The following is a 13,609-nucleotide window of genomic DNA, read 5'->3' on the forward strand; positions in this document are numbered from 1 at the left end:
ATGAATATGGCAATAATAATCAATATTGATGTGATGCTGGCTAAAAGGAAAATGAGTGTAACAGAACTTTCGGAGAGGGTTGGAATCACAATGGCTAACCTTTCGATATTGAAAAACGGGAAGGCTAAAGCGATTCGGTTATCCACTTTAGAGGCGATTTGTAAGGCTTTAGAGTGTCAGCCTGGAGATCTTTTAGAATATCGAAGGGATGAAGACACCCAAGATTAATGAAGTAGGAATATTTAACATTGGAAGGAGAGGCACAATTCATGAGAGCACTAAAACCACTCGTTCATTTTGGTTGGGAGCAGGCCCTATCCTGTTTGTTTCCTGTCGTGATTTTTGCCTCTTTGGCTTTAACACAAATCGTGCCACTTCCCTTCCTGCCTCGTTATGACTGGCTGCTCATCATCTGCCTTCTGATGCAGTGGTGGATGGTGCGTTCTGGGCTTGAAACACGGGACGAACTAAAGGTGATCACATTGTTCCACCTTATTGGGCTTGCTCTTGAACTTTTTAAGGTCCATATGGGCTCATGGTCTTATCCAGAGGAAGGATATTCCAAATTTTTTGGAGTGCCTTTGTATAGCGGATTCATGTACGCAAGTGTAGCGAGTTATCTTTGTCAGGCGTGGAGAAGGCTTAAGGTTGAGCTGGTAAAGTGGCCGCCGTTTTTGGTCGTTGTCCCTCTTGCAGCTGCGATTTATTTGAATTTTTTCACCCACCATTATTGGATTGACGTCCGATGGTGGTTATCTGGACTTGTCATGATCGTCTTTTGGCCATCATGGGTCACATACGAGGTTAATGGAACTCGTTATCGTATGCCACTCGCACTTTCTTTTGTGCTCATTGGATTTTTTATATGGATAGCCGAAAATATCGCAACGTTCTTTGGCGCTTGGGAATATCCAAACCAAACCGATGCCTGGAGTCTCGTTCATCTAGGAAAGGTGAGTTCATGGCTCTTATTAGTGATTGTTAGCTTTCTTATTGTAGCGACGTTAAAGCAGGTTAAGGGGAAAAATTCCACTAGGATAGGTACTAGTCCATTTTTATAACTATTAAGAACCCTCTTTTAAAAAAGTCGGATCCTTAGCATTAGTAAGAATTCGATTTAACTATCGGGCAGGGATAGTTTAATAAAACCTTTTTACTTTTACACATCAAAACAGACAGAAATTTTATTTTTCCTGTCTGTTCTGATTCCTAAAATGAGTAAGATTCTCCGTCATCTGGCACTAAAACATTAGAGGAGATTCCTTTTTCATGAATAAATCTTTTTAATTCTTCCCTTGATAATGTCCAATGATTTACAGCTTCCATATGGCTTGCCATAATTTTTGCATGAGGGGCAGCCTTATACACTTCATACACATCCTCTTTCCCCATTACGAGAGAACCGCCTTCTAGGAATTGATTATCACCAGCATTTACAACAATGATTGCTGGTTTGTGTGTTTCGATTACTTCATGAATAGCTTCATACCAAACAGTATCTCCAGCTATATATAAAGTTTTTTCAGTTGGGTGTTTGAAAACAACGCCACACACTCGGCCCGCAATGTTTACTATTTCTCCTCTCCCATGCTCGCCTTTTGTTTTAACTAATTGGATATCCTCAAAGATAGTATCTTCCTTTAAAACCTCTACATTTTGAAAACCATCATTTTGAACTACTTTAGCATCTTCTTCATTTTGTACAAACATTTTTATCTCTTTTGGCAGTGCCTCTTTGGCAGCATCATCATAGTGATCTAAGTGTAAATGAGTTACAATGACAGCATCTACATTATTCCTAATAACGTCAATGGAGGTTGGTAAGCTGACTAAAGGATTATTTTGATCTTGTCTTAATGAATTGGGAAAGGGCGGGTAAGTACCTTTCTCAGCTAAAAATGGATCTATTAAAAACTTCTTCCCTGCATATTGGACAACGATTGTTGCATTTCGAATTTGTTGTATATTCATATTCATGAGCTCCTTTTCTTTACTGTACATCTAATTTATAATAGGACCACTTTTGAGATACATAGATAAAATCAAGTCTTTTTGCCGTTTCACTTGATTATTGAAAGGATTTGAATAAATGTTAGATAGCACGGATATGCGAATCATAGATGAACTTTCCAAAAACAGTCGGATCACGATGAAGGAATTAGGTGAAAAGGTCCATTTGACTGGGCAGGCTGCTTCAGCCAGGGTTGCGAAGTTAGAGGATAATGGGATTATTGAAGGGTATACCATTCAAATCAATCAAGAAAAAATGGGGTATTCGGTTCACGCAATGATCCATATTTTCACAAAAGCCACAAATCATCAACCTTATCTGTCTTACTTAAAAAAACAAGAACAATACGTCATAAACAACTACAAAATCAGCGGAGAAAGTTGTTACCTTCTCGAATGCAAATTTCCATCCAATGAAATAGTAGATGAATTTTTGACAAGCTTAAGCAATTATGTGAGCTATAAATTATCGATTGTTATTAATAAATAGTACATCTAAAGCAATCAATCATTGTGAATAAATCCACTTAAACTAACTGGTGCTATCATAGAATAAGCTTTTATAAATTATGGAGATCAGAGGCTCGAAGCCACGGATCTTTTTCTAATTTCGCCAGCTAAGAATACCTTGATATAAAAGCAATCCATTTAATTTGGATTTTGTACTTAAAAATAGAACCCGGCATTCTTCTAACTATTTATTTTTAACCATTGACAGATCACGATTTCAGTTTTATTATTTCAATAATAAATATTTCCATATTAAAATCCTTTTGGAACTGTGGATTTTTCTAGAGCTTACTCTATTTTCGCCACACAACTGTCTTAAGACAGTTGTGTGTTTTTTTATGTGAAGGAAAGGAGGATTAGAATGAAGACATGGCATTATGCACTCATCGTTTTCCTAGGCGGATGCTGTTTTGGAGTGTTATCAACATTTGTAAAGATTGCATACGCCGCTGGTTACTCAATGGCAGAAGTAACCGGAAGTCAATTTATCCTTGGAACGTTGCTTTTATGGGTGGTTGTTCTTTTTACTAGAAAGAATAAAATGAAATTATCTCTAGTCCTGAAGATTCTAGTATCTGGATTCCCTATGGGCTTAACAGGTGTGTTTTATTATAAGGCGTTACAAACACTTGATGCTTCCTTGGCCATTATCTTTTTATTTCAATTTGTTTGGATTGGCACCCTCATGGAATGGATCCTCTATCGAAAAAAACCAACGAGGGGAAAAGTCGTTTCGATAGTGATTCTTCTGTTCGGATCCGTTCTAGCCGCTGGTCTTTTTGGAGATGGTGTGAAGTCTTTATCATTTGAAGGTGCCATTTGGGGATTCCTTGCCGCTATAACGTTCTCAACCTTTATTCTTGTTAGCAGCATAGTCGGAAAAAATGTTCCCCCTATACTAAAAAGTGCTCTTTTTTCAACAGGAGGTTCGATTATTGTTCTTCTTTTATTTCCTCCTGTGTTTCTATTGGATTTCCCTACCCTCGTGGGAGTATCGCAATTTGGTTTATTTCTAAGGTTATTTGGGGTTGCTTTACCACCGTTGTTATTTTCCATCGGGATGCCACATGTTGGGCCGGGACTTGGCACGATATTATCGGCTTCCGAGCTTCCTGTTGCTGTTCTCATGTCCGCTTTGATCTTGGCTGAAAACATTAGCATTTGGCAGTGGATTGGAGTTATTTTGATTATAGGGGGGATTATTATGGGCAATTTAAATCGATCAATAGGTAAACGAACGTCCTCCTCATCACGCACCACCACGATCCTTCTTATACTCGGGATTGTCTTGGTTGCCGCGAATTTGCGTCCTGCTCTGACATCTGTAGGACCATTAATTGGAGACATCCGTACGGATATGGGGTTATCCAATGTGCAAGCAGGATTGATCACAACCATTCCGCTCATTGGATTTGCAGGTTTGTCCATTCTTGCACCAAGGCTGGGGCGGCGGTTTGGGAATGAAATCATGCTGTTTGCCGGATTAATCGCTTTAACAATAGGAACCTTAATGCGTTTTATTCCTTCTATCGTGATGTTATTCATGGGTACAGCTCTGCTTGGCCTTGCGATTGCCGTCTGTAACGTGTTGTTGCCTGGGCTAATCAAGCATAAATTCCCCGGTAAAGTAGGTATGATGACGGGGATTTACTCAACTTCTATGGGCGTTTTCGCAGGTCTTGCGGCGGGTATTAGCGTTCCACTTACGAATAGTTTAAATTGGAATGGTTCTCTTGCCGTTTGGGCAATATTGGGGGTCATTGCTGTTGTCATTTGGATTCCTCAAATTCTCAATAAAGGAGATTCCAAAGGACAAGTAACGAAAGTAAAGATGGGCGGAATGTGGCGTTCACCGCTGGCCTGGCAGGTGACTTCATTTATGGGATTCACATCGTTAGCTTTTTACATCACTGTGGCTTGGCTTCCGGAAATTCTCATTGATCAGGGTTTAAGTGTCGCCACTGCCGGATGGATGCTGTCACTGGCACAGCTTGCGGCGCTTCCTGCTTCGTTTCTCATCCCCCTTCTCGCTGATCGCTACCCTGATCAGAGGGTGTTCGTTGGGATGATTAGTATTCTTTATGTCACCGGGTTAGTAGGGTTATTCAATAGTTCCATCGGATGGGCTGCGCTATGGGTGGTGTGTATCGGACTCGCCCAAGGAGCCAGCTTCAGTCTCGCCCTCACCTTTCTTGGTTTACGGGCGAGCACCCCTGAACATGTCGGGGAACTATCAGGCATGGCCCAATCTCTCGGCTATTCACTTGCGGCCATTGGACCGATGCTGTTCGGATACCTTCGTGACTTTACCCATTCGTGGACGGTTCCTTTGATGATCCTTTTTGCCGCTGTCTTGTTTCAGTTTTTTACTGGGCTTTTAGCTGGAAGGGATTTGTACGTGGTACCGGATGGGGAACGACAGAAAGAGATGTATCCAGCAAAGAAGGTTTTATGATTTTGAGGTTTTAACGCAGATAACAGATGGTCAGCTTGTAGAGAAATGATCCATTTTTCTACAAGCTTTTTTATTTCCCCAAGATCTTCATTTCAATCAAGCTATCAAGCCTACTTGTATTTTCTAACAACGTTCCGAGCTCTTTTTTATAAAGATCAGTAAAACCTTTGTTGACACGCCCACCCTTACACTATAGAGGAGCTGTGGACGTTCAATCAGCAGAAAATTCATACTGATAAGTTAGAAGAATCATTAATATATGACCTAATTTTACGTACTTTTTTATTTTATAAATGACAGAAGCATGACTAGTAATGCTTATTGAGTTTAAGAAAAGTTGGTATCCTGTCTATACTTTTACCAATAAACAAAATGATTTCATAATGCTTTTTTTCATATGTATTATGGATGAAATAGTGTATAATTAAGCTAGTTGTACGTATAAGTAATGCTTACTCTTTTGCAGCAGACGAAACTACCCACAATATAGGATGTTAAAAAGGAAAAGTTGATAAAAAATGGGGTACAGCTTGGTGAACAGATATATTCTGAAAATGAAAACAGGTTTATAGAGGGGAACTAACAAAATTCAGTTCTCTATCATCCAGAACTTGTTATATGGATTCCAATAAAAAATATCCTTAAGGAGCAACATGTTCAAAATGAATTCTATAAGGGGAACCTATTATGAACATTTTTAATTTTGATAGTCGGGCTTACAGATTTCTCGAAAAGATAACGGATTTTCTTCTACTTAATATGCTATGGATCATTTTTTGTTTACCTATTTTTACTATATTCCCTGCTACAGCCGCAATGTTTGGCGTGGTAAGAAGTTGGTTAAGGAAAGAGGAACCAAGTCTCACAAGAATGTTTTTTAAATTTTTTAAAGATCATTTTAAGCAAGGCTTCATTTTGGGAATAATTTGGACTTGCCTAGGTGTTTTAATCTCTTTTAACATATTTGTAGGTTTTCAAATGGATGGTTCGCTTAAGAATGTTCTGTTGCCTACCTTAATATTCATTGGGGTATTATTCTTATTCACTTCAATCTATCTCTTTCCAATCATGGTGAACTACAAAAATAATGGGATTGGGATTATAAAGAATTCATTTTTATTTTCGATTAGTCACCCCCTTACAACGATATTAGGAATATTAATGCTGACTGTTGTGGTCCTAGCTACCAGTGTTATCCCCCTCTCCTTTCTAGTATTATCGAGTATTGTTGCTTACTTCAATTATTATTTATGCAGCAAATCGTTTAGAAAAGTCGAAAGGCAAAAAAACATTAGCTTTAAAAAAGAGGTATCCTAAATATAAACTAAAGGGAGAACGATAGGATCCCTCTTGTGTTAACAAGATAGGTCTTTCCCTATCTGCTGCACAAGAGGATGATGCCTTATATTCATAACATATGATAAGGAATGTCTGAATTATGGGTTATTCTAATACAATTCGCCCATTTGAAATAGCTTTAGCTTTAAAATCATTAGCTTGAACCTGGAAATTATAAAAATTAAAAGCTTTTCTCTAAATCGTCAACGATGGCCCCTACATAGGCGACTGTCTGATCAAAAATGTCTGTGGTTGTCATATCTAGCCCCGCCATTTTAAATAGGTCGAGACCTTTCATGCTGCCACCCTTTTTAAGTACATTTGTCCATTGCCTCCCTATACTGACCCCTTCTGCTTTTATTCGTTGTGCGATGACCGTAGCTGCTGATATCCCAACTGAATAAGTAAAAGGATACAGACCCATATAATAATGGGGCTGTCTCATCCATGTTAATTTTGCCCCTTCCTCACTCTCAACGGTATCTCCCCAGAACCCTGATAAAATCTCTCCTTTTGTATCACTAATAATTGCGGTCGTTAATGGTTCGTTATTTTCAAACATTTTATAAAGCCTCCTCAATAACTCGGCCTCTAAAACATGAGTGACACAGTTGTGATGGTAGCTCATCATCAAATACATATTTAACCAACGTTTTAGTCGTGGATCATCTCTATGTTCACGTAAATAGTGAACAACTAAATGCTCAACTAAGGTAGATGGTGATTCGACAAATAACATCGATTGAGAATTGTTAATGAATCGTTGATTTTGAGCGGAAAGTGTATAGTGTATGGTATGCCCGAGCTCATGACTTAACAGCAGCATGTCAAATAAGTTTCCACCCCACGGATAGAAAGAATACCCATGAACCCCATGAACTCCTCCACCAAATGCAATCATTCTTCGGCCCATGTTATCTCCTCTATACACCCATCTGTCGGTAAATGCTTTTTGCATTTGATTCTGATACTCAGACCCTAGTACCCCTACAGCCTCCGTGATAATTTCCCCAGCCTCCTTATAACTTATCGGTGGATCAAAATTAGGATCTAAGGGCGCTTTCACATCGGAAAAAAGAAGTTTATCTAAGCCGAGCTGACTTTTTCTTAGACGCGCATATCTTTGCATGTGTGGGGAAAGCTTTTCTTGGAACGTATCTAGAATTTGTTCGAAAAACTCAGCTGTTATCCCATCTGTCGTATAAAAGTTATTTGAAGCTGGTGAAAATTGAAGGTGCATATCAAGGGCTGATGGAAATCCTCGTAATTTTGCTAAAGACACATTTTTACTAATTTCATTGGTTAAGGTTTTTGCGAGTCCATGTTGATACCTACTTAGTCCTTTCGTTAAGGATTTAAATGCATTTCTACGAAGGATGGTATCTGGAGAAGTTTCAATCTGGGTCATATACATGTGGAGAGAGACAGGTACTTCTTTTCCATTCCTATCTTTTACTGGATCAAACTTTAGGTCCGATGAAGTGATCGTTAGATAGATGGATTCAGGAGATTCTAAAGATTGTCCTAAAGCTGTCAAAGTTTCTTCCATATCTGGAGATAATGAATGCTGACGTGCTTCTTCAATTCTTTGTAAGAATCGATCATAATCATGGAGATCCTTTTCATCATCCATGTATCGTGTCATAACTTCGTTCGGTATTTGGGTTAATTCATTAACAAGTTTCGTCGATACCTTATTCCCTTTAGCCACTAATAATTGAGATCTCCCCATCCGATTCTGGTTTACAGAATCGGATTCATCCTCCGAGTATTTGAACATCGCATAGCTGGAGATCTGGTGAAGTCTTTCCATTAAAGAATCGTATGTTCGCAAATAATGAAGGATTTTAAGCGGACTTGATAAGGAAATCTTCTCATTCAATAATTCATCTAATTCCCGTTCGGTGGCGAAGTACGATTTTTCCCATTCCCTATCAGAAGAAAAAATATCTGCTAGATTCCAAGTTTCTTCATTAGGTACTTCTTTACGTGTAATAAGAGTCATATTTTTAAATTCACCTTTCCTTTTCATTTTTTCTCATGCTAGTAGCTTAAAAGCCAAGAAAAAACGACCTTAGAGGAAAAAGGCCGTTCTATTTTATTTTTATAGAAGGTCATTATCGATCAGGTACAATAACTTTAGGACCCTACACCTAACTGTATATATTGTTCCTTATTTACCATCCTCAATCCGAAGACCCTTCGGACTCTACGACCCGGTTGGGCTTTAAACATAACCGTCACTTTCTCTTTCCCATCAATCATTTCCGTTGGAAGAACATAGTTTACGTTATAAAATTTATCTGTTTCATTAATGCCCTGTGTGGAATCTCTTAATTTCTTCCCATCTAAAAGAATATCAAACTCGCATCCCGCTATTTCTTTAGCCTCCGTATAAGTAATGACCAGCATCATATCGGACTGAGGACTTTCTTTCATGAGCGAAACTACATTTAAATCAACGGAGAACCAACCATCTGTTCCGGCCTGCCTGAAGGCACGGTTATTCATGGCACCAATACTTGTAATCTCCCCTTGAAAATGATGATCACGCTCCGGCTGCATCTCTCCAAGCTGAACAAAATCAGTTGTACACTCATCTAATATTCTGATTTTTTCACGGGCTTTATGATAGTCATTTTCTGCCTCTGCCCACTTCTCTTCCGTAAATATATCCCAATAGACTGAATACATTTTATGATGCATTCGGTAGAACGGATAAAGTTCGAGATCCCTAGGATACCCGGTATCAACCGTACGGAATGTATTTCGTTTTCCTTCCACAGGCTGTAACCATTCTGTCAGTGTTTTATCCCTTGGTATCATAACAGGTGTGTATAAATAACTCTTTGCATTTGGATCCTCAAGCGGTCCTAATTCTCCTGCTAGAACTAATGGCCCGTACATAACAGCCACTCGATTCGGATTGTCCGGCATACTCTCAAGCCTTAGTGTGAATGGAATGGTGACTTCCACTTGATCACCTTCTTCCCAGTTTCGAGAGATTTCCACAAAGCTCCCCGGAGTAGCATCAATCTGGTGAATCCCCCCATTCACCTTCACTTGGATGCCATTTTCCGCCCAGATTGGGTAACGAATACACATGGTAAATGTTACAGGAGTCTCAGACTCTACTTGGAGAGTAATGTGATCAGATTCTGGATAGTCTGTTTCTTGTGTTAGTGTAATCCCTTTATCCTTCCAATGGAGCGATGATGGAATATATTGATTCACATAAAGTTTTTCGTCATTATGAAAATAAATACTGTTTCCATAACTAGCGTGATTCTCCATTCCCGTACCGACACAACAAGTAAAGTGATCAAATTTATTGTTATAATTTTTATGTCCACCCATTGCTAGCGACACAAAATAACAGACCCCACCTTCAAGTGGATCCTGTGAGGCCAAAATGTGATTATAAAGGGCTCGTTCGTAATAATCGGCTTCTTTAGCCGATGCATTCCACTGAAATAAATGCCTTGTCAGTTTTAGCATATTATAAGTATTACAAGTCTCTGTCGTATGGGGACCAAGCCGATCTGTCAGCATGCCCGGTTCTCCAAAATATTCTCCAAAACTATTCCCGCCAGTGACATAGGAATGACGATGAACAACACGTTCCCAGAAAAATTCAGTAGTTGTTTTCCGTTTCTCATCATTCGTCAGCTCATATTCCCGAGCCAATCCAATCAATTTAGGAATTTGCGTATTTGCGTGTTTTCCAGGCAAACTATCCTCATGTACTGCAAGCGGATCCAAAACAAGCTTATGCCAAAACCGTTCAGCGAGCTTTAGATATTTCATATCGCCTGTATCTCCATACAGATCAGCTAATACTTCATTCATACCTCCGAATTCGCATATCATCATTTCTTCCATTTGGTCGTTACTTAGTTTTGCAAAAATACCATCCAGCCGATCTGCTAGTTTAATAGCTATAGTTATCGATTTCTTATTTCCTGTAAGATGCATGGCATCACGAAGACCGGCAAGCAGCTTATGTATCGTATATAAAGGTGCCCACCCTCCGTTCAGGTCAAAACCTTTAGACCTAACATCACCATTCGCGACTTCAAGGAATAGTTCTTTTCCACGTGGAATCCCGGAGACATATCCATCACCATGTTCCTCCTGGCAAATTTCCAGTTCGTCTATTATATAATCCACTCTTTCCCTAAAACATGGGTCGTCTAGTGATGCAGATAGCATAGAACATGCAGAAAGGTAATGGCCAAGCGTATGTCCTGATAAACTCATGGCCTCCCACCCTTCATATTGTGGAGCTTTTGGTTCAAGTCCAGCATACTCTCTAAATCTAGCAAGCAATCGATCCGGTTCAATTTGCAGTAAATATTCCTTGTTTAAATCCATCGCATGTTTAAAGGGTCCACCTAAAATGGAGACATCCTTCAAATCAAAAGGCTTTGCATTCGTTTCAACTTTTAGGTCAATGGCCATATTAATCTCCTCTCATTTCTTTTATTATTGGTTCCCTTCAGGTATCCAAACTCTCATTTGGCCAGGCTCGCGATTATCCCACGCATAGTAGGGGATTGCGATGATTTGAAAGGGCTGACTTTTTACTTTTTCCGTCCAATAAAGTCTATTCCCCCAGTCTGTGTAACCAACAACTTCTGCATCCCCCGTAATTTTTATGACACCGCCAAGAAGCGTTTCATCATAAATAGTTGTAAGATTTCCATCTTTAGAAAGAGAGATTTTATGCAGGGATTCAACATTATCTACAGATTCTAAACAATAAATTAATGGTCCTCTTTGAAGGGCTACATCATTTACGTTTTGTCTTACATTAGGGTGAGAATAGACCCTTTCAACAGGCATAAATAAATCTAGTTCTACTGTATCTCCATTCTTCCATTCGCGTTCCATTCGAACATATCCTTTTTCAAGAATGCCGGTCATTTCTATCTCTTGATTATTTACCTTAAGCTGTGCTTCTTTGCACCATTCAGGAATTCTTAGTTTTACACCAAATACATCTGGTTTCTCTAAATCAATATGGAGGGTTACTTTTCCTTTCCAAGGATATTCCGTTTTTTGTTTCAATTTAATTTGTTGTCCATGTAAATCAAACTTCGCTTCTCCTTGGATATATAGATGAACAATTAGATCATCCATGCTTTGAGAATAAATATAACCACCTAAAGAAGCTAGTAATCTGGCAATGTTGGGCGGACAGCAAGCACAACCAAACCACTCTTTCCGGTGACGGTCACCCAAACTAGCTAAAGGATTGGCGTAGAAGAATTTTTCCCCGTCCAAGGAAACACCGCTTATGACACCATTATAAAGAGCGCGTTCCATGGCATCTGCATATTTTCCATCACATTCCAGCTGAAGCATTCTTTGGTTCCAAAAAAACTAATCCAATGGCTGCACAAGTCTCTGCATATGATGTTTCATTCGGGAGGTCATAATCGTAGGTAAACCCTTCATTTTTACCAGTTGATCCAATTCCACCTGTTATAAACATATTCTTCGTATGAAGATGACCCCATAATCGTTCACATGCCTTTAAGAGGGATTCATCTCCAATTTCCCCAGCAAGATCAGCCATTGCCGAATACATATACATGGCGCGTACAGAATGTCCTACCACTTTGCTTTGTTCTCTTACTGGTTTATGGGATTGGTTATACTCTTTTAAATTGTCCAGGTGATTCATAAAATCATGAAAAAATCCTGTTTTGACTTCTTTTTCAAGGATAAAATAGTGTGGTTCACGCCCGCGTTCATCTATAAAGTATTGGCTCAATTCTAAGTACCGTTTTACACCGGTAACCCGATACAATTTAACAAGTGCTAGCTCAATTTCTTGGTGACCACAATATCCTCTCTTCTTTCCTTCTTCGATGCCAAAAACTGAATCAATATGATCTGCATACCGAAGAACAACATCGAGAAGGGTTCGTTTTTTCGTTGCTTCGAAATGCGCAACCCCTGCTTCAATTAAATGTCCGGCACAGTATAATTCATGGGCATCCCTCAAGTCTGTCCAACGTTCTCCAGGCTTAACGACCGTAAAGTAAATGTTAAGATAACCGTCTGGATGTTGAGCGGAAGCTATCAAAGAGATCACATCGTCTACCAATTTTTCTAGTTCTGGATCAGGATGGGTGGCAAGACTGTAGCTCGCTGCCTCAATCCACTTGGCTACATCAGAGTCCCAAAAGATATGAGGTTCATAATCCATTCCATGTTTCCAAGTAAGATTAAACGCATCAATTCGTCCTGTTTCTTTACATTGTACATATTGATGGGGAATCGTTTGTTCACGATTCACTTGAATTCGAGGTGACCAAAAGGCATCATCAATCACAACATTCGTAAATGATAACGGTTTCAACTTTTTTTGTTGTAGTACATTCATTTGTCTTATCTCCTTTCTAATTATAATAAGCTAGTCTCAGTACAAACCTAAGGGGAGTTATGTTTGTAGAGCTACCCCTTAATACCCGTTAGACTAATCCCTTCAATAAAATGACGCTGTCCGATAAAGAAGATAATAATAGCAGGAATGACCATGATTGCAGAAGCTGCCATCATAAGATGCCAATCGGAAGCGTACGATCCTTTTAACTGCAACAGACCAAGTGCTAACGTATACTTAGATTCATCATTTAAGAAGATCAAGGGTCCAAAAAAGTCATTCCATACCCCCATAAAGGTAAAGAAAGCAACGACTAAAATCGGAGGCTTTACTAATGGCAACATGATTTTCGTGAATATTTGAAAATGACTTGCTCCATCAATTAAGGCAGATTCATCAAGTTCTCGAGGGATGTTCATGAAAAACTGACGCATTAAAAAGATAAAGAAGCCTCCACCACCGAAAAAGGCGGGGATAATTAATGGCCAAAATGTGTTTATGGCATTTAGCTCTGACCACATTAGAAATGTAGGAATAAGCGTTACAGCACTTGGAAGCATCATCGTAGCGATAATGAGTCCAAACCATATATTCTTTCCAGGAAATCGTAGCCTGGCAAAACCATATCCGCACATACAACAGGTAATAATAGTCCCTAAAATGACAGGAACCAAAATAATGAGGGTGTTTTTAAAGTATTGGAAAAAGTCAATGATCGAAAATATTTCTATATAGTTGGACCATTGGATCTCTTCAGGAAAAATTTTTGGTGGAAACTCGAATATTTCCGCCGAAGTCATTAAAGAACTACGAACAAGCCATATAAAGGGAACTAAGCTAATAATCGCTCCTACTATTAAGATAAAAAACGAAATGGTTCTTTTAACAGTTCCTATAGTCAA

The 13,609-nt window shown here is 39.1% G+C and carries 10 protein-coding genes and 2 pseudogenes; 6 read left to right on the top strand and 6 right to left on the bottom strand.

From position 1 onward, the window contains the following. Nucleotides 1-6: 6 nt before the first annotated feature. Both JOC86_RS19025 and JOC86_RS19030 read left to right on the top strand, forming a co-directional pair. Nucleotides 7-228: a helix-turn-helix domain-containing protein gene (locus tag JOC86_RS19025; RefSeq protein ID WP_205174525.1), complete on the top strand. Its 222-nt coding sequence runs from the start codon at nt 7-9 to the stop codon at nt 226-228. Nucleotides 229-269: 41 nt separating this feature from the next. Continuing rightward, nucleotides 270-1,061, top strand: coding sequence for a DUF817 domain-containing protein (locus tag JOC86_RS19030; protein ID WP_205174526.1), 792 nt, complete (start codon nt 270-272; stop codon nt 1,059-1,061). Nucleotides 1,062-1,209: 148 nt separating this feature from the next. Here the strand turns inward: JOC86_RS19030 and JOC86_RS19035 are convergent, their stop codons facing one another. Next, the gene (locus JOC86_RS19035; protein WP_205174527.1) at nt 1,210-1,971 is read right to left on the bottom strand and encodes an MBL fold metallo-hydrolase; all 762 of its coding nucleotides are present in this window, start codon (nt 1,969-1,971) and stop codon (nt 1,210-1,212) included. 118 nt (nt 1,972-2,089) lie between these two features. Here JOC86_RS19035 and JOC86_RS19040 point away from each other — a divergent pair, with 118 nt between their 5' ends. The 4 genes and pseudogenes from JOC86_RS19040 to JOC86_RS19055 all read left to right on the top strand — a co-directional run bounded on the left by JOC86_RS19040 (nt 2,090) and on the right by JOC86_RS19055 (nt 6,292). Then, nucleotides 2,090-2,500 (top strand): Lrp/AsnC family transcriptional regulator, encoded by a 411-nt coding sequence (locus JOC86_RS19040; protein ID WP_205174528.1) that lies wholly within the window; start codon nt 2,090-2,092, stop codon nt 2,498-2,500. A gap of 381 nt (nt 2,501-2,881) precedes the next feature. Further along, nucleotides 2,882-3,736 (top strand): annotated as a pseudogene (locus tag JOC86_RS19045) (EamA family transporter); the annotation flags it as partial. A gap of 66 nt (nt 3,737-3,802) precedes the next feature. Next, nucleotides 3,803-4,975: pseudogene (locus JOC86_RS19050) on the top strand (CynX/NimT family MFS transporter); the annotation flags it as partial. A 687-nt stretch (nt 4,976-5,662) separates the two neighbouring features. Next, nucleotides 5,663-6,292, top strand: coding sequence for a YesL family protein (locus JOC86_RS19055; protein WP_205174529.1), 630 nt, complete (start codon nt 5,663-5,665; stop codon nt 6,290-6,292). Between the two features lie 202 nt (nt 6,293-6,494). Here JOC86_RS19055 and JOC86_RS19060 read toward each other — a convergent pair whose 3' ends face one another. From JOC86_RS19060 to JOC86_RS19075, 5 genes are all read right to left on the bottom strand, one after another. After that, a complete protein-coding gene (locus tag JOC86_RS19060; RefSeq protein WP_205174530.1) occupies nt 6,495-8,318 on the bottom strand; it encodes a M3 family metallopeptidase in 1,824 nt (607 codons plus the stop codon). 134 nt (nt 8,319-8,452) lie between these two features. Further along, nucleotides 8,453-10,774 (bottom strand): glycoside hydrolase family 127 protein, encoded by a 2,322-nt coding sequence (locus tag JOC86_RS19065; RefSeq protein WP_205174531.1) that lies wholly within the window; start codon nt 10,772-10,774, stop codon nt 8,453-8,455. Nucleotides 10,775-10,798: 24 nt separating this feature from the next. After that, nucleotides 10,799-11,680, bottom strand: coding sequence for a glycoside hydrolase family 127 protein (locus JOC86_RS25205; protein ID WP_338021787.1), 882 nt, complete (start codon nt 11,678-11,680; stop codon nt 10,799-10,801). Then, nucleotides 11,661-12,707, bottom strand: coding sequence for a glycoside hydrolase family 127 protein (locus JOC86_RS25210; RefSeq protein WP_338021788.1), 1,047 nt, complete (start codon nt 12,705-12,707; stop codon nt 11,661-11,663). Before JOC86_RS25210 ends, JOC86_RS25205 begins: the two co-directional genes overlap by 20 nt. A 71-nt stretch (nt 12,708-12,778) precedes the next feature. Continuing rightward, the gene (locus JOC86_RS19075) at nt 12,779-13,609 is read right to left on the bottom strand and encodes a carbohydrate ABC transporter permease (protein ID WP_239587706.1); all 831 of its coding nucleotides are present in this window, start codon (nt 13,607-13,609) and stop codon (nt 12,779-12,781) included.

The sequence above is a fragment of the Rossellomorea pakistanensis genome (genome assembly GCF_016908495.1).
Lineage (GTDB): Bacteria > Bacillota > Bacilli > Bacillales > Bacillaceae_B > Rossellomorea > Rossellomorea pakistanensis.